This is a genomic window from Mesorhizobium sp. LCM 4576, from assembly GCF_001854815.1.
In the GTDB taxonomy this organism is placed as follows: domain Bacteria; phylum Pseudomonadota; class Alphaproteobacteria; order Rhizobiales; family Rhizobiaceae; genus Mesorhizobium; species Mesorhizobium plurifarium.
This window is the reverse complement of sequence record NZ_MDDT01000004.1, coordinates 1-18,030: the sequence shown is the minus strand read 5'-3', so window position 1 is coordinate 18,030 and position 18,030 is coordinate 1. Positions and strand designations below refer to the sequence as shown.

Below are 18,030 nucleotides of genomic sequence, written 5' to 3'. Positions count from 1 at the left end.
TCAGAACCCGATCGCTGCGTAGAACATGGCGAAAAGCCCGTCGAGGATGATGACGACGAAGATCGACTTCACCACCGACGCGGTCACGTGGAGGCCGAGCGATTCAGCGCTTCCGCCGACTTTCATGCCCTCGACCGATGCGATGATGCCGATGATCAGGGCCATGAACGGCGCCTTGATCAGGCCGGCGAAGATGGTGCTGAGATCGATGGCCACGCGCAGCCTGTCGATGAACGCTGCCGGCGGAATGTYGGAATAGAGCCAGGCAGCGACGATGYCGCCGGCAAGGGCCGCGAAATTGGCGATGATGGTGAGGCAAGGCAGCCCGATCACCAGCGCGACGAGTCGCGGAAAGACCAGCACGCCGATCGGGTTGAGGCCGATCACCTTCAGCGCGTCGACCTCCTCGCGCATCTTCATCGAGCCGATCTCGGCGGTGATGGCGCTGCCCGAACGTCCCGCGAGCATGATCGCCGTCATCAGCACGCCGAGCTCGCGCAGGATGAGCACGCCGACAAGGTCGACGACGAAGATGTTGGCGCCGAAATAGCTGAGCTGGTAGGCGCCCTGCTGGGCGACGATGGCGCCGACGATCGCCGACATCAGCACCACCACCGGTATGGCGCCGACGCCCATGCGATCGATCTGGTTGAAGATCGCGGCGGGATTGACCGCGTGACCGCGTCCGAGCTTCATCTGCGCGCCGCGGATCGTGGCGCCGAGGATGTTCATCGAGGCCAGGAAGTCGTCGCGCATCTCGTAGACGCGGCGGCCGACCAATTCCAGAGCGCGCAGGATGATGTTGGGCGGGCCGGCCGATCCCGATTCGGGCTCGCGCCRCACCGCGTCGCCGACAGCGCCAAGCAGGATCGAGGCGATCTCGCTCTGGCCCTGCAAATGGACCTCGACGCCTTTCTTCTCGAAGGCGCTGGCCAGCCTGTCGATCAGCCAGGCGCCGGCGGTGTCCATCTTCTCGATGTGGGAGAGATCAAGCATCAGCTGTTTCGCGCCGCTTCTCTGCTCGATCTTGCGCATGTCGGCATCGACCGCCGCGACGGTGCGCGTCGTCCACACGCCGGAAAAGGCGCAGCCGAGCACACCACCTTCCTCGCCCACGGCAACGCGCGGCCGGTGCTCGGCGTCCTTGGCGGYCTCGCCGCTTGCGTCGCGTTTGCGGATGGTCAACATGGCGTCCTGTTTAGCGTGACGGGACTGGCGTGTCGATTTGCCGGCAGACCGGTGTCRCACAGCCGGAGAAGAAAATTATGGTGCGTGTCATTTCGGTCGAAATGGAGCGATTCCCGATCGCCGGCACCTTCACCATCTCACGCGGATCCAAAACCGAGGCCGAAGTCATCACCGTAACGATCACCGACAAGGGACGTTCCGGTCGCGGCGAGTGCGTGCCTTACAAGCGCTACGGCGAGACCATGGAGGGGGTGCGCGCGGCCATCGAAGCCATGCGCGATCCCATCATCGCCGGCATCGACCGGACCGCTCTGCTCGCGGCCATGCCGGCGGGCGCCGCGCGAAACGCCATCGATTGCGCGCTTTGGGACCTGGAAGCCAAGCTGACCGGCACGCCGGTGGCGGCGGCGATCGGCATCCTTCCGACCAGGCCGCTGGAGACCGCCTACACGCTGTCGCTCGCCGAGCCGGAAGCCATGGCGGCGCAGGCGCGCGCCAATGCCGCGCGGCCCTTGCTCAAGGTCAAGATCGGCGGCGACAACGACATGGCGAGAATCCGCGCCGTAACCGAGGCCGCTCCCGAAAGCCGCATCATCCTCGATGCCAATGAGGGCTGGACGCATGAAAATGTCGAGGCGAACCTTGCCTTCGCCGCRCAGCATGGCATCGCGCTCGTCGAGCAGCCGCTGCCGGCCGGCAAGGACGAGATCCTGCGCCGGATCGCGCATCCGGTGCCGGTCTGCGCCGATGAAAGCGTGCATGCGGCGAAGGACCTCGACGCGCTGGTCGGTCTCTACGACGCCGTCAACATCAAGCTCGACAAGTCCGGCGGCCTGACGGAGGCGCTGAAATTGCGCAACCGAGCCCGCGACCTGGGCTTCGGCATCATGGTGGGTTGCATGGTCGGCACCTCGCTCGCCATGGCGCCGGCGGTGCTCCTGGCGCAGGGCGCCGACTTCGTCGACCTCGACGGTCCGCTGCTGCTTGCGCATGATCGCGAGCCTGGCCTCGTCTACCGGGGATCGCTCGTTTCACCCCCTGACAGGGTGCTTTGGGGCTGAGCGGGAAGCGAGGCCTATCAGCACCACGCCGACGATCGCGATCGGGATCATCGCCCAGAAACCGTCGACGCCCAGGCGGTCGTAGAGCGGGCCGGACGCGAGCGTCACCGCCGCCATGAAGAAGCCGTTGAAGAAATAGGCGATGCCTTGCGCAGCACCCGTGCGCTCCTCGGAAACCGTCTCGCCGATCATCTTCTGCAGGCCGATCAACACCATCGCCACCGAAACCGAATGCAGCGACTGGACAAGGAAGAAGCCCGCGACGCCAAGCCCAAGCGGCCAGACCAGTGGAAAGGCGATCCAGCGCACGATCGAGCCGATACCGGCGATCACCATCACCCTGACCACCGAGGTGGAAGCAAAAATACGGTTGAAAAACAGGAACATGCAGACTTCGGACACCACGCCCCAGGCCCATAGCAGGCCAACGACGGAATCGCCGATGCCGATCGACTTCCAGTAGATCGACACGAAGCCGTAGAGGAAGGCGTGGCTGGCGGTGATGATGCCGACGCCGAGCGTGAAATAGAGGAAATATGYGTTGAAGAGGCTCGGCGCCTTATGCTGGATCTCGGTGRCTGACAGCGGCGAGGCCTTGCGAGGCCGCCCCATGCGCGGCGCCCATAGCCCTGCGGCCAGAGCCGCGCCGATTGCTATGAAGATGATGACCGGAACGGCCTGCGGACCCGTGGCCGAAAGGATGAAGCYGCCCACGACATTGGCGCCAAGATAGGAGATCGAGCCCCATTTTCGCATGGCGGTGTAATTGGAGCCGAAGCGCCGCACGCCCGATAGCGCCAGCGAATCGGCCATCGGCGAATGCGGCGTCCAGACGATCGTCAGCAAAAGCGACACGGCAAGCACGATGGCGTAGGTGGCCGGCAGGAAATAGCCCGCGGAGACGACCATCGAGGCCGCCACCAGTACGATGTAGACATTGGCGCGGTCTTTCGCCCGGTCGGCAAGCRCCGTCAGCATCGGCGTCGTCACCACGCGCAGGAACATCGGCGCAGCCAGGATGACGGCGATCTGCTCGGCATGAAAGCCTTTCGACTGCAGCCAGAGCGGAAAATAAGGCAGATGCGTGCCCTGCGACACGAACAAGGTCGCGAAGATCAGGCTCATGCGCAGTTCGAAATGGCAGGGCTTGACGAGTTGCTCGGGCGACAGGGGCGGCAGCGACATGAATCGATCCAATTACGCTGCAATCGACAGCCTGCAACGCGTCTCGATCCCTAACATGCRGCAAAGCGCGGCGGAACTGTCTGGACCAATCGATCAAGGGYAAAGCTGTTGACGAACGAGGCTCGGGAGCGCGGCCCGCTCAATGTCAACGCAACGAAAGGGTCAGGCTGAACCGGGGGCGGCGGCGTTCAGGCCGCTTGAGCCGCCCTGCCCTTGAGATCGACGAGGTCGACCGGCACCAGCACATCCTTGCCGGTCGAAGATTCGGGCAGCACATGCGCCCAGGTCAGGATCTCCATGCGGCCGTCGAAGTGCTCGACCACCGCCGTGCAGCTTTCCACCCAGTCGCCGGTGTTGATGTACTGCACATCGCCATAGCTTTCGATGGCGGYGTGATGGATGTGGCCGCAGATCACGCCGTCGACATGCGAGCGCCGCGCTTCTTCCGAAAGCACCGTCTGGAACGAACCGATGAAGTTCACAGCCTTCTTCACCTTGACCTTGGCCCAGGACGAGAACGACCAGTAAGGCAAGYCGAGCAGGTGACGCAGCTTGGTCACCACCCGGTTGATCAGCATCRCCGTGTCATAGGCATAGTCGCCGAGATAGGCGAGCCAGCGCTGGTTGTGCACCACCGTATCGAACTGGTCGCCATGGATGACCAGCAGGCGCCGGCCGGCCGCGGTCTCGTGGATGGCGCGGTCGGCGACGACGATGCCGCCGAAATGCACGCCCTGGAACTGGCGGGCGAATTCGTCGTGATTGCCGGCGATATAGGTGATCGAAGCGCCCTTGCGCGCCTTGCGCAGCAGCTTTTGCACCACGTCGTTGTGGCTCTGCGGCCAGTGCCAGCTGCGCCGCAGCCGCCAGCCGTCGACGATATCGCCGACCAGATAGATGATCTCGGCATCGTGATAGCGCAGGAAATCGATCAGGAAATCGGCCTTGGCCGCTTTCGAGCCGAGATGCACGTCGGAAATGAACAGGGCGCGGAAGGTGCGGGGCTCTGGGTTTGACATCACGATTTACCCTTTGCTTTCGCGTGCCTATGCCCCGATTCATGCAACAACCRTATGACGGTTGCGGTTGGTCCAGCCCAGGCGCTAGCTTGGCACCGGCAAAGCACCAGGAGAAAATCACCATGGATCTCGGCATTCGCGGCAAGAAGGCCATCGTCTGCGCCTCGAGCAAGGGACTTGGAAAAGGCTGYGCCATGGCGCTGGCCGAGGCGGGCGTCGACCTCGTCGTCAACGGGCGCAACGCCGAGCTTCTGGCTAGGACCGCTGCTGAAATTCGCGAAAAATTCGGCGTCAAGGTGATCGAGGTCGCCGGCGACGTGTCGAAGCCCGAGGTGCAGAAGGCGCTGCTTGCCGCCTGCCCTGATCCCGATATCCTGGTCAACAACAATGGCGGCCCGCCGCTGCGCGATTTCCGCGAGCTCGACCGCGCCAAGATCCTCGAGGGCGTGACGCAGAACATGGTGACGCCGATCGAGCTGATCCAGGCGATGATCGACGGCATGGCTAAGCGCGGCTTCGGCCGCATCGTCAACATCACCTCGCTGTCGGTCTATGTGCCGATCCCCGGCCTCGACCTGTCGTCCGGCGCGCGTGCCGGACTGACCTCGTTCCTCGCCGGCGTGGCGCGCACGGTGATCGACCGCAACGTCACCATCAACAGCCTGCTGCCCGGCAAGCTCGACACCGACCGGTTGCGCGGCCCGCATGAGGCAGGCACGCAAGAAGATCCGGCCGCGGCCGCCGCGCGCAAGGCCCGTATTAGCGCCGACGTGCCGGCGAAACGTCTCGGCACGCCGGAGGAATTCGGCCAGATCTGCGCCTTCCTCTGCTCGGTCCATGCCGGCTACCTCACCGGCCAGAACATCCCGGTCGACGGCGGCCTTTACGTCAGCGCCTTCTGAGCATCGCCTGAGGCTCTCCAGCCAACCAGCTGGAATCGGTAGATTATTTGCGCTCCGGCATTGTGAAGCCGGAGCCTGCGATTTGCGGTCGCGAAAAATCGCGGGCGCATGCTAAAAGGCTCCAAACCAGCATCGCAGGGAGGGGCCGCAATGGACGGCGAGAACAAGAAACCGGCCCGGTCGGACCTCGACGAGGCCGCCCTCTTCTTCCACAAGCACCCGAAGCCGGGAAAGCTCGAGATCCAGGCGACGAAGCCGCTCGGCAACCAGCGCGACCTGGCGCTCGCCTATTCACCGGGCGTYGCCGCGCCCTGCCTCGAGATCCGCGATGATCCGGCGACCGCCGCCGACTACACCGCCCGCGCCAATCTCGTCGGCGTCGTCTCCAACGGCTCCGCGGTCCTCGGACTCGGCAATATCGGCCCGCTCGCCTCCAAGCCAGTGATGGAAGGCAAGGCGGTGCTGTTCAAGAAATTCGCCGGCATCGACGTCTTCGACATCGAGATCGACGCGCCCGGGATCGAGCGCATGGTCGAGACGGTGGCCGCGCTCGAGCCGACTTTCGGCGGTATCAACCTCGAGGACATCAAGGCGCCGGAATGTTTCGAGGTCGAAGAGGCGCTCAAGGCCCGCATGGGCATTCCGGTCTTCCACGACGACCAGCATGGCACGGCGATCATCGTCGCCGCCGCTGTGCTCAACGGGCTGGAACTGGCCGGCAAGGCGATTTCCAACATCAAGATCGTCACCTCGGGCGCGGGTGCGGCAGCACTTGCCTGCCTCAACCTTCTGGTCTCGCTCGGCGCCAGGGTGGAAAACATCTGGGTCACCGACCGTTTCGGCGTCGCCTACAGGGGCCGCGTCGAGGAGATGGATCGCTGGAAAGACCCTTATGTGAAGGACACCGAGGCGCGCACGCTGGCCGATGTCATTCCCGGCGCCGACGTTTTCCTCGGCCTCTCCGCCGCCGGCGTGCTGAAGCCGGAGCTCCTGCAGCACATGGCGCCGAAACCGCTGATCCTGGCTTTGGCCAACCCCAATCCGGAGATCATGCCGGAAGTGGCGCGCGCCGCGCGCCCGGACGCCATGATCTGCACCGGCCGCTCGGATTTTCCCAATCAAGTCAACAACGTGCTCTGTTTCCCTTACATCTTCCGCGGCGCGCTGGACTGCGGCGCCAGCGCCATCAACGAGGAGATGAAGATGGCGGCGGTCAGGGCGATCGCCGCCCTTGCCCGCGAGGAGCCTTCCGATGTCGCGGCACGCGCCTATTCCGGCGAGACGCCGATATTCGGTCCCGATTTCCTGATCCCCTCGCCCTTCGATCCGCGCCTGATCCTGCGCATCGCGCCGGCGGTGGCGAAGGCTGCCTGCGACACCGGCGTCGCGACGCGGCCGATCGCCGACTTCGCCGCCTATATCGACAAGCTCAACCGCTTCGTCTTCCGCTCCGGCCTGGTGATGAAGCCGGTGTTCTCCTCGGCCAAGACATCGAGCACCAAGCGCGTCATCTATGCCGACGGCGAGGACGAGCGCGTGCTGCGCGCAGCACAAGTGGTGCTGGAGGAAGRCATTGCCGAACCGACCCTGATCGGCCGCCCGCATGTGGTGGAGGTGCGCCTGAAGCGTTACGGCCTGCGCATCCGGCCGGGCGTCGATTTCGCCCTGATCAATCCAGAGGATGATCCGCGCTACCGCCACTATGTCGACCTTTTGATCGAGCTTGCCGGCCGGCGCGGCGTGACGACGGAAGCCGCCCGCACCATGGTGCGCACCAACAATACGGTGATCGCGGCGCTCGCGCTGAGGCGTGGCGACGCGGATGCAATGATATGCGGGCTCGAAGGTCGCTTCGAGCGGCATTTGCGCAATGTCTCGCTGATCATAGGGCCGCGCGCCGGCGTCAAGGATCGCGATCTGTCGACGCTCTCCATGTTGATTTCGCAGCGGGGCATCGTCTTTCTCACCGATACCTATGTCTCCATCGATCCAACGGCGGAGGAGATCGCCGAGATGACAGTTCTGGCGGCGGAGGAGATCAGGCGTTTCGGCCTGGAGCCCAAGGCCGCCCTGCTCTCGTTTTCGGATTTCGGTTCGCGTGACGCGCCGAGCGCCTTCAAGATGCGGCAGGCCGCCGCGATCCTGGCGCGCATCGCGCCCGACCTTGAATGCGACGGCGAGATGCATGCCGATACAGCACTTTCGCAACATCTGCGCCAGCGCGTCTATCCGCATTCCAGGTTGAAGGGCGAAGCCAATCTGCTGGTCTTCCCGAACCTCGATTCGGCCAACATCACACTGACGGCGCTGGGCGCCATGATGGATGCGCTGCATGTCGGACCGATCCTGCTCGGCACCGACAAGCCCGCGCATATATTGACGCCGTCGGTGACCTCGCGCGGCGTCGTCAACATGACCGCGCTGGCCGTGGTCGAGGCCGCGCACAAGGCGCAGGCGCTTGTCGATCTGAATTGAGGCGGCGCACCAAGCACCGGTGCAGACTAGGGAACAGTTAACCACGAACGCGGTAGTTTCCGGCCAAGGGCAATCGGGATTCCAGGCGGATGAAGGGGTTGAAGCTGATGCATCTTGCGGCGCTGCTTGCAGCGCTTGCAGGTTCAGCTCTCGCCGTCACGCAATCCCAGGCGGCTTCTCGCATATGCAGGCAACTCGAAGCCGAGCTCGCCGCGGCACGCGGCGGTGGCGGGGGGCCCGGCATCGTGCGCAAATATGACGATGCCATCCAGCGCCAGCGCGAGCAACTGGCCAAGGCCCGCGGCCGGGCAAGCGACGCCAATTGCGGCTTCACGCTGTTTTCGCGCAATGTCAGCCAATGCGCGGCGATCAACGCCTCGATCGAGCGGATGAACGCCAATCTCGACACGTTGCAGGCCAAGCGCGAGCGACTATCCGCCGGCGGCGGCACGCGGCGCGACCGCAGCCGCATCCTGGYGGCGCTCGATGCCAATGGCTGCCGCGGCGACGAGCCCCCGCTCCGCCGGGCGCCGCTTCAGGAGGAGGCTTCCCGCGACAATGGCGGCGGCAATCTGTTCGAGCAGCTTTTCGGGCGCCAGGACCAGCAGCTCGAAACGCCCGATGCCCCTGACATGCCGGACGCGGCGGACGTACCTGCCGATGATCCCAGCGTGCGCAATATCCGCCGCATCATCAACCAGCCGGACGGCATGGACCTGCCCAGGTTGGGCGGCGGGTTCCGCACCATGTGCGTGCGCACCTGCGACGGCTATTTCTTCCCGATGTCCAACGCCGCCTCCGTCGGCGATTTCGAGCGCGACCAGAAGAACTGCGAATCGAGCTGCCCCGGCACCGAGATGCAGGTCTTCTATTCGCGCGGAATGGACGACGATTCGGGATCGATGACCTCCTCGGTCACCGGGCAACCCTACAGCGAGCTGCCGACCGCCTATCTCTACAAGCAGGCCAATTACTCGCGCCCGCCGAGTTGCGGGTGCAACGCCCAGGCCGGCAATTTCACGATCATCGGCGGTAACCCGCCCAATCCCGAACAGTCGCAACCGGACGGCGGGGCAGCGCCCTTCATTCCCGTACCGGCGRCCAAGCCCGATCCGGGCGCCGATCCCGAGACGCTCGCCAATGCCGAAGGCGGGCTCGACCTGGACGCGATCAAGCGGCTGACCACCAAGGTACCGGTGTCGCCGGTCTCGGCGCTGCCGCCGGATCAGCGCAAGGTCAGGGTCGTCGGGCCAGCGTTCCTTCCCGACCCATCAGCGGCAATAGATCTGAAAGCTCCGGCCCCGAAGTCCGCCCGGTAAGCGCCAGCCGCAGCGGCATGAACAACGGCTTGCCCTTGCGCCCCGTGGCTTCCCTGATCTTGCCGGTCCAGTCCTTCCAGACCGTGCCGTTCCACGGCTCCTCCGGCAGCAGCTCGAACGCCTGATTGAGGAAGTCGCGGTCCTCGCCGGAAAAGTCGGCCGGCTCCTGCGGACCCTCGTTCAGGATGCGCCACCAGGCGACYGCGTCCGACAGGYGGTCGAGATTGCCRCGCACCGCCAGCCAGAACGGCTCGGCCTTGTCGCCGGAAATGCCCAGCACCATCAGCCGGTCGCGCGCTTCCTCGAACGGCATATGATGCATCAGCGTGCGGTTGAGCACGAAGAGCTCGTCCGGGTCGAATTTCGAGGYCGACTTGGAGGTCGCCGCCGGGTCGAAATGGCCGGCAAGCTCGTTGAGGTCGTGCGCGGCGGTGACATTCTCCGATGTGCCGACGAGCACGGCCAGCGAGGCGACCGCCATCGGCTCGATGCCGTCCTCGCGCAGGCTTTCGATGGACAGCGCGCCGGTGCGCTTCGACAGCCCCTCACCCGACACGGTGGTGAGCAGGYTATGGTGGCCGAAGATCGGCGGCTCGGCGCCGAGCGCCTTGAAGATGGCGATCTGCACGCCGGTGTTGGTGACATGGTCGTCGCCGCGGATGATGTGGCTTACGCCCATCTCGATATCGTCGACCACCGAAGGCAGCGTGTAGAGATAGGTGCCGTCCTCGCGCACCAGGACGGGGTCCGACAGCGAGGCGAGATCGACGGTCTCCTCGCCACGCACAAGGTCGTTCCAATGCACCTCGGTGCGCTCCGGCTGCAGCGGATCGCTGGTGAAGTTGGGCAGCAGGAAGCGCCAGTGCGGTTTGCGTCCGTCCGACTGGTATTCGGCCACCTGCTCCGGCGTCAGCGTCAGCGCCTCGCGGCCATAGACAGGCGGCAGGCCGCGCGTGCGGCGCACCTTGCGGCGCAGGTCGAGCTCTTCCGGCGTCTCGTAGCAGGCATAGAGCACGCGAGCCGCCTTCAGCCGCTCGACCGCCGCGTCATAGATCTCGAAGCGGCGCGACTGGTACTCGGTGACGTCCGGGAAGATGCCCAGCCAATGCAGGTCATAAAGAATGGAATCGGCATATTCCTGCTTCGAGCGGGCGATATCGGTGTCGTCGAAGCGCTGGATGAAACGACCCTTGTTGTTCATGGCGAAAAGCCAGTTGAACAGCGCGGTGCGCGCATTGCCGATATGGATGCGGCCGGTCGGCGATGGAGCAAAACGTACGGTAACTGTCATGAGCGGGGCGTAGCGGATGCTTTTGGTGTTGACAAGGCGCGCCCCCGCGCGAACGCAACAGATAGTGCAAGCCAGCTAAAATGAAAAGCCGCTGCCCGACACGGCTTCCTGGCGGCCTGACAAACGGCGTCAAGTGCCTGCAAACCCGGGCTTGTTATGTCCCCGTTATCCACATGTGTGACACACAAGATGTTGGGGTCACAAAAGCTACAAAAACGAATCCTTGACGGGTCGGAACGAGTCGCTTTTTATGGGCCATGCGCTCCTGTTGCGGGCGTGACCGGAGAGTTTAGAGGCCGGTCTTTTTTCCCGGATTTTGTGCGTTTTGCCCACATTTCCGCCCGTTCACGAGGCCGGCGGAAGCGTTGGGATCTTTATGGCTTGGGTGGGCGAAAGGGAGAATTGTCGGCCTGGAAAAAATGATCTGTTAACACTATATTTAGCGTTTGCAGGCAGGCTGGACCCTAGATAGTGTGAACCTCCCTCTTCCGAGGRAATCGACCAAAGTTTCAGTTGAGGGACCCGCGGGGGTCGGCCTGYAGCCCGGGCAAATGTCCGGCCAGGTGTTTTGCTGTCTGCATGGCGGCGCCCGCGACGAGGAGAATGCCGGCGTCACCGCGATGCCGGCAAACGGCGGACCGTGCTTTTCGCCATGTGGGGCAGAAATCCCCGGGGAAAAGCGCTATATATAGAGACAAAGGGACCGGACCAATGCGCATCGAGCGTCGCTTCACCAAGCCAGAGCAATCAGCCTATGCGGAGATCGAATTCCGCAAGGCTTTGTCGGAGATCAAGAATCCCGACGGCTCGGTGGTGTTCCGCCTCGACAACATCGATGTGCCGGCGCAATTCAGCCAGGTCGCGGCCGATATCCTGGCCCAGAAATATTTCCGCAAGGCCGGCGTGCCGGCGCGCCTGAAGAAGGTCGAGGAGAACGACGTCCCCTCCTTCCTGTGGCGCTCGGTTGCCGACGAGGCCGAGCTCGCCAAGCTGCCCGAGGCCGAGCGCTATGGTTCGGAGACCGACGCCCGCCAGGTCTTCGATCGCCTCTCCGGCACCTGGACCTATTGGGGCTGGAAGGGCGGCTATTTCAAATCCGAGGAAGACGCGCGCGCCTTCCGCGACGAGCTTGCCTATATGCTCGCCACCCAGCGCGTCGCGCCGAACTCGCCGCAATGGTTCAACACCGGCCTGCACTGGGCCTATGGCATCGACGGCCCGAGCCAGGGCCACTTCTATGTCGACCCCTTCACCGGCAAGCTGACCAAGTCGAAGTCGGCTTACGAGCACCCGCAGCCGCATGCCTGCTTCATCCAGAGCGTGCAGGACGACCTCGTCAACGAGGGCGGCATCATGGACCTGTGGGTGCGCGAGGCGCGCCTGTTCAAATACGGCTCCGGCACCGGCTCGAACTTCTCGATGCTGCGCGGCGAAGGCGAGAAGCTTTCCGGCGGCGGCCGCTCGTCCGGCCTGATGAGCTTCCTCAAGATCGGCGACCGCGCGGCCGGCGCCATCAAGTCGGGCGGCACGACGCGCCGCGCGGCAAAAATGGTCATCGTCGACGCCGACCATCCCGACATCGAGCAATTCATCGACTGGAAGGTCAATGAGGAGCAGAAGGTCGCCTCGCTGGTGACCGGCTCGAAGATCGTCAAGAAGCACCTCGAAGCCATCATGAAGGCCTGCGTCAATTGCGAAGGCGATGGCGACGACTGCTTCGACCCGGCGCTGAACACCGCGCTGAAGCGCGAGATCAAGGCGGCCAAGAAGGACGCCGTGCCGGAGAACTACATCTACCGCGTCATCCAGTTCGCCCGTCAGGGCTACACCTCGATGTCGTTCAAGACCTACGACACCGACTGGGATTCCGACGCCTACCTCACCGTCTCCGGCCAGAACTCCAACAACTCGGTGTCGCTGAAGGACAATTTCCTGCGCGCCGTGGAGACCGATGGCGACTGGCAGCTCACCGCCCGCAAGGACGGCAAGGTGCTGAAGACGCTGAAGGCGCGCGACCTGTGGGAAAAGATCGGCTACGCCGCCTGGGCGTCGGCCGACCCGGGCCTGCACTTCAACACGACGATGAACGACTGRCACACCTGCGCGTCGGCCGGTGCGATCCGGGCCTCCAACCMGTGCTCGGAATACATGTTCCTCGACGACACGGCCTGCAACCTCGCCTCGATCAACCTCCTGCCCTACCGCAAGGAAGACGGCACGATCGACATCGCCGCTTACGAGCACACCGTGCGGCTATGGACCGTCGTGCTCGAGATCTCGGTGATGATGGCGCAGTTCCCATCCAAGGAGATCGCCAAGCTCTCCTACGACTACCGCACGCTCGGCCTCGGCTACGCCAATATCGGCGGCCTCTTGATGACCTCGGGCATTCCCTACGACTCCGACGAGGGCCGCGCGATCTGCGCCGCGCTCACCGCGATCATGACCGGCGTCGCCTACTCGACCTCGGCCGAGATGGCTTCCGAACTCGGCGCCTTCCCGGACTATGATCGCAACGCCCAGAACATGCTGCGCGTCATGCGCAACCATCRCCGCGCCGCCTATGGCGACAAGGACGGCTACGAGAAGCTTGCCGTCAACCCGGTGCCGCTGGTCGCTGCCGACCTGAAGCAGCAGGCGCTGGCCGAGCATGCCCGCGCCGCCTGGGACCGCGCCATCGAGCTCGGCGAGGAGCATGGCTACCGCAACGCGCAGGCGACCGTGATCGCGCCGACCGGCACGATCGGCCTCGTCATGGACTGCGACACCACCGGCATCGAGCCCGACTTCGCCCTGGTGAAGTTCAAGAAGCTCGCCGGCGGCGGCTATTTCAAGATCATCAACCGCGCCGTGCCGGAGGCGCTGAGGACGCTTGGCTATTCCGAAAGCCAGATCGCCGAGATCGAGGCCTATGCCGTCGGCCACGGCAACCTCAACCAGGCGCCCGGCATCAACCCGTCCTCGCTGAAGGCCAAGGGCTTCACCGACGAGAAGATCGCGGCACTGAACGCGGCGCTGAAGTCGGCCTTCGACATCAAGTTCGTGTTCAACCAGTGGACGCTGGGCGCCGACTGGGTGAAGGAGACGCTCGGCTTCACCGACGAGCAGCTCTCAGACGTTTCCTTCGAGATGCTGCCGGCGCTGGGCTTCTCCAGGAAGGACATCGACGCCGCCAACATCCATGTCTGCGGTGCCATGACGCTCGAAGGCGCGCCCTTCCTCAAGGCCGAACACCTGCCGGTGTTCGACTGCGCCAGCCCGTGCGGCAAGATCGGCAAGCGTTCGCTGTCGATCAACAGCCACATCCTGATGATGGCGGCGGCGCAACCCTTCATCTCGGGCGCCATCTCCAAAACCATCAACATGCCGAACGAGGCGACGGTCGAGGACGCCAAGAACGCCTATATGCTGTCCTGGAAGCTGGCGCTGAAGGCGAACGCGCTCTATCGCGACGGCTCGAAACTGTCGCAGCCGCTCAACGCCTCGCTGCTCGCCGATGACGACGGGGATGAGGACGAGGCGGTCGAGCAGTTCATCGCCGCGCCCGCCGCGCAGCGCGCCGTGCAGGTGACGGAAAAGATCGTCGAGCGTGTGGTGGAACGCCTCTACCGCGACCGCGAGAAGTTGCCGAACCGCCGCAAGGGCTACACGCAGAAGGCCGTCGTCGGCGGCCACAAGGTGTATCTCAGGACCGGCGAGTTCGACGACGGCCGCCTGGGCGAGATCTTCATCGACATGCACAAGGAAGGTGCTGCCTTCCGCGCGATGATGAACAACTTCGCCATCGCGATCTCGCTCGGCCTGCAGTACGGCGTGCCGCTCGACGAATATGTCGAGGCCTTCACCTTCACCAAGTTCGAGCCGGCCGGCATGGTGCAGGGCAACGACGCGATCAAGAACGCCACGTCGATCCTCGACTACGTGTTCCGCGAGCTGGCCGTCTCCTATCTCGGCCGCCACGACCTCGCCCATGTCGACCAGTCGGACTTCGACAAGACGGCGCTCGGCCGCGGCATCACCGAAGGCAAAGCGACGCCCTTCTCCAAGGGCCTCTATCGCGGCGCCTCGCCGGTGAAGCTGGTGAGCGRCATCGGCAGCGAGCCGAAGGGCTTTGGCGGCTCAACGTCGACGCCGGCCCCTGCCCGCGCGGCGCCGACCGCCTTCGCCGGCTCCAACGTGCTGGCGCTGAAGCCGGCCAGCGACGAGGCGCTCGCCTACAAGCGCGACTATGAGGAGCGCGCCCGGGAACTGGCCGAGGACATGGTGGAAGAAGAAGCTGAGGCCGCCGGCGGCGCCGAGGCTCTGTTCACCGACGCCGCCGCCAACGAGGCGGCCGAAGCGAAGAAGCTCGCCGCGACAAGGCGCCAGCAGTCGCTGCTCCAGGGCTACACCGGCAACGAATGCTCCGAGTGCCACAACTTCACCATGGTGCGGAACGGCACCTGCGAGAAGTGCGACACCTGTGGTTCGACGAGCGGGTGCAGCTGATCGACCCCAATGAAATGGTGCAACACTCAAAGTTTTGTACCTACAAGCCAATGTTTTGTACTTGGAGCGGCCAGACGGCCGCTCCTGACAAAGTCAGAAGGTAAGCAACGGATCGTGAAAGAAATGCATCGGCTGCGGTGCAACGAGCGAAAGACGTTACGCGACGCACCGCCCCATCCCTGACGCGTCACTGAATCTCGCTCAACGTCAAGGTAGATCGCTCATTCGGCACACGAAGTCTGCTCACCTCCGGCGGTAGGCCGAAAAAACACAGTTTCCCGGGCGCTTTTCGTGCCCGGGAATGCCAAAGGGAACAAATCGGGAATTGAACGCATTCCGCGCGAAATAAAGACCGCACAATCAACCGGATTGATTTCGTCGCAGCGCGGCGTTCCGGGGTGAACTCACTTAATTTCATTGTCAGGTAGCTGGGCGATCCCCAGCGCCCTTGTCGATAGGAGTAGGGGTATGTCGAACAACTGGAAATACGATCGCGCGAAGGAAGCGATCGACGCCCGCATCAAGGAAGTCGAGTCCGTCACCGTGGTGGACTACAAGCGGGACACCTCGCTGACATCGATACCGACAAACAAGGCCTACCGCATGGATGCGGTTCACCTCTACGTCGACATCCTCAACCTGCGGGGTATGCTGGAAAGCACGCAGTCCGAAGGCGAGACCTGCCATAAGCGAACGCTGCGCTTCCTCAATCTGCATTATCGGGCTGTTCATCGCATCCTCGCCGCGTCCGACGCAATTCGCGTAGACTTCCACAACCAGCGGCTCCACGCCRTCGTCGCCAAGCCGTACGGCGACAACGCGGAAGGAGATCGCGTCAACCGTGCTGTCRCCATCGCGCAGCTGATCAGCGACGTTCTGCTCGAGACAGGCGATGACGACGAGAACATCCCGGCAGCCGAGGTTCGGATCGGCATCGACAGCGGCCGGGCGCTAGCCGTAAACAACGGCCGGAGCGGCAACCGCGAACCGCTCTTCTTGGGTCGCCCCGCCAACATGGCAGCGAAGATCGCATCGAACGGGAGCGACACGGGCATCTATCTGAGCAACGAGGCGAGGAAGGCAATCGGGCTCGAGGAGCTTGACGAGGAAGACGTCCCGCTCACGCCGCTCACTGAGGCCGAGATCGCGGATTGCCAGGATGCCGCCGACCTTGGATTGAGCAAGGACTCCGTGGTGTCCGACTGGCGTGCTGACAACAAGAACAACCCGATCGGCGCTTTCGCGTTCACGCGAGCCACTCCTCCTTTGCGCGACCTTGATATCTCGGCTCTTACGCCTGGAAACTCGAAGCGGATGGACACGGTTTCGGTGTACGCCGATATCGACAATTTCACGGCATATGTCGACGCACATATCGATGACGAYCCGGAAGACGTCGTCCGCTGTCTCCATGTCATCCGTTCGGAACTCGACCGGGTCCTTTCCTCCGATTTCTCGGGGCGGCGTATTCGCTTCATCGGCGACTGCATCCACGGCCACGTGATGGAAGGAACAGCCTACCAGACGTATACCGAGGATACGGTGTCGACCTCTGCCCTGTGTGCCGGAGGATTGCGCAGCAGCTTCGATCTGGCGCTCGAAAGGCTTGGAGCGAATGACGTGGATACAGACGACCTGGGGCTAGCCATAGGCTTTGAATTCRGCCCGACGGCGATTACCCGACTCGGCATGCAGGGCGGGCGCGTCCGTTGTTCCACAGGTCGCGCCATCCTCGATTCAGAAGCCGAGCAGAAGCGCTGCAGTGGCGAGCAAACCGCGATCGGGAAGGCGGCGTATGACGCTGGTCCGGAATCTGTACGGGCGCTCTTCGGCTCCTCGCGTCGAAAGTCAGGACTGACCTACGACGTGGTGCTTGAGGCACTCACCGCAGAAGGCGACAAGGTGGCCAAAGCAGCGTATGCCGCGGCTTATGCCGTAAGTAGCCCAGCCATTGCCAGGGCTGCCGAGGAACCGTTCCGCCMACACTCGGAGGGACGCTGACGGCAATGTCGGCCCTCGCCCTCCTGGCCGAGACTGCACGCGACAACCACTCGGATCTCGTGAGCCTGAACGACAATGTTGCGATCTTTGCCGTTCAGCCAGCCAACGCATCCGGCGCACCCGCAACGCGGTTTCTCATCAAGGTCATTGATGCTGGAGACAAGATAGTCGCGAAGGAGGTAAAAAAAGAACACCTCCCCTCCTTCTGCCCGGAGCGCCACATCAATTTTGACGGCACGTTCTGCCTTTACTGGGCGGAGGTAGAACCGCATGACATCACGGACGCGGAAGCCGCCGGGCGATGGTGGGGAAAGTTGCTCATTTTCCTTCTCAGGCAACGTACGGCGRCAGCGCTTCGCAGCTGGCCCGGAAAAGGCGAGGCTCGTGCTCACGGACCCGAAGCCGCGAGGTACCAAGCGGTCGCTGAAGCCAGCGCCTCAAAGCTCAGCAAGGCTTTCGAGAAGGCACTGAAGGAAGGGTGTCTGACGACATCGCGAAGGAGGCTTGGCGGCCACGATCGACTGCGGCTCCTGCTCGACGGCAGGAGGCTGCTTACAGTCGACATGGAGAGCGGCCACGTGATGACCCTACGGCAAAGGTGCAAGTGTGACCGAGGAAGCGGGTTGCCGCTGGTGGCATGCTCCGACCATGCGCAGGTGTTTGCCGATCTCGCGGCGTCGCTTGAAGGCTGGCGCCTGGCCGAGGCGAAATTCTTCGACAGCTTCAAGGATACGTCCCTGAAGTGCTGTGGAACGATGGACGAGTGTCCCCTCCGGGACCTTGTCGGCACTGCACTGGCTAAAGCCGCATAGGAATTGCGATGGCTAAGAACGATCAGCAGGAGAGCTATGAAAAGACCTTGGCTGCCAACCATGGTCGCATGATGGACCTCGTGAAATTCGCGGAAGCCAAGAATGCCGCACTGCTCACGTTTTGCTCCGTTTGGATGGGAACCATTATCGGAATCCTTCGCTCCACGGATGAGCCTCCAATGGGCTATCSAACTGCCTTCCTGGTGGCGCTTCCGCTTCTGGCCGTGGCAGCAGTGATAACGCTGACGTCCTTCCTTCCAAGATTGCTGCACCATCTTCGCCCTGAACG

At 63.6% G+C, this 18,030-nt stretch carries 12 protein-coding genes; 8 read left to right on the top strand and 4 right to left on the bottom strand.

Going from position 1 to position 18,030, the window contains the following annotated elements:
• Nucleotides 1-1,188 carry an ABC transporter permease gene (locus LCM4576_RS00290; protein ID WP_071029604.1) on the bottom strand — a complete coding sequence of 396 codons (1,188 nt, stop codon included), beginning with the start codon at nt 1,186-1,188 and terminating at the stop codon, nt 1-3.
• Between the two features lie 77 nt (nt 1,189-1,265).
• On the opposite strand from LCM4576_RS00290, the gene dgcA reads away from it, so the two are divergent.
• Nucleotides 1,266-2,249, top strand: coding sequence for an N-acetyl-D-Glu racemase DgcA (gene dgcA / locus LCM4576_RS00285; RefSeq protein WP_071029602.1), 984 nt, complete (start codon nt 1,266-1,268; stop codon nt 2,247-2,249).
• On the opposite strand, the gene LCM4576_RS00280 is transcribed toward dgcA, so the two are convergent.
• Nucleotides 2,220-3,434 carry an MFS transporter gene (locus tag LCM4576_RS00280; protein ID WP_071029600.1) on the bottom strand — a complete coding sequence of 405 codons (1,215 nt, stop codon included), beginning with the start codon at nt 3,432-3,434 and terminating at the stop codon, nt 2,220-2,222. The two genes, dgcA and LCM4576_RS00280, sit on opposite strands and share 30 nt — an antisense overlap.
• Before the next feature lie 188 nt (nt 3,435-3,622).
• Nucleotides 3,623-4,453 carry a UDP-2,3-diacylglucosamine diphosphatase gene (locus LCM4576_RS00275; protein ID WP_116397852.1) on the bottom strand — a complete coding sequence of 277 codons (831 nt, stop codon included), beginning with the start codon at nt 4,451-4,453 and terminating at the stop codon, nt 3,623-3,625.
• Nucleotides 4,454-4,575: 122 nt separating this feature from the next.
• Between LCM4576_RS00275 and LCM4576_RS00270 the strand changes: the two genes are divergently transcribed.
• The 3 genes from LCM4576_RS00270 (at nt 4,576) to LCM4576_RS00260 (ending at nt 9,149) form a co-directional block, all read left to right on the top strand.
• Nucleotides 4,576-5,355: an SDR family oxidoreductase gene (locus tag LCM4576_RS00270; protein WP_071029598.1), complete on the top strand. Its 780-nt coding sequence runs from the start codon at nt 4,576-4,578 to the stop codon at nt 5,353-5,355.
• 150 nt (nt 5,356-5,505) lie between these two features.
• Nucleotides 5,506-7,830 (top strand): NADP-dependent malic enzyme, encoded by a 2,325-nt coding sequence (locus LCM4576_RS00265; protein ID WP_071029595.1) that lies wholly within the window; start codon nt 5,506-5,508, stop codon nt 7,828-7,830.
• A gap of 89 nt (nt 7,831-7,919) precedes the next feature.
• Complete coding sequence (locus LCM4576_RS00260) at nt 7,920-9,149, top strand: DUF2865 domain-containing protein (protein ID WP_071029593.1); 1,230 nt, start codon at nt 7,920-7,922, stop codon at nt 9,147-9,149.
• Here LCM4576_RS00260 and gltX read toward each other — a convergent pair.
• On the bottom strand, nt 9,067-10,440 hold the full coding sequence (gltX, locus tag LCM4576_RS00255; RefSeq protein WP_071029591.1) for a glutamate--tRNA ligase: 1,374 nt from the start codon (nt 10,438-10,440) through the stop codon (nt 9,067-9,069). The two genes, LCM4576_RS00260 and gltX, sit on opposite strands and share 83 nt — an antisense overlap.
• Before the next feature lie 711 nt (nt 10,441-11,151).
• On the opposite strand from gltX, the gene LCM4576_RS00250 reads away from it, so the two are divergent.
• The 4 genes from LCM4576_RS00250 to LCM4576_RS00235 all read left to right on the top strand — a co-directional run.
• The gene (locus LCM4576_RS00250; RefSeq protein WP_071029589.1) at nt 11,152-14,928 is read left to right on the top strand and encodes a vitamin B12-dependent ribonucleotide reductase; all 3,777 of its coding nucleotides are present in this window, start codon (nt 11,152-11,154) and stop codon (nt 14,926-14,928) included.
• A gap of 468 nt (nt 14,929-15,396) precedes the next feature.
• Nucleotides 15,397-16,929, top strand: coding sequence for an adenylate/guanylate cyclase domain-containing protein (locus LCM4576_RS00245; protein WP_071029587.1), 1,533 nt, complete (start codon nt 15,397-15,399; stop codon nt 16,927-16,929).
• Nucleotides 16,930-16,934: 5 nt separating this feature from the next.
• On the top strand, nt 16,935-17,741 hold the full coding sequence (locus tag LCM4576_RS00240) for an E2 domain-containing protein (RefSeq protein WP_071029585.1): 807 nt from the start codon (nt 16,935-16,937) through the stop codon (nt 17,739-17,741).
• 8 nt (nt 17,742-17,749) lie between these two features.
• Nucleotides 17,750-18,030 (top strand): hypothetical protein (locus LCM4576_RS00235; protein WP_131803198.1); only part of this gene is annotated, 281 nt, incomplete at its 3' end.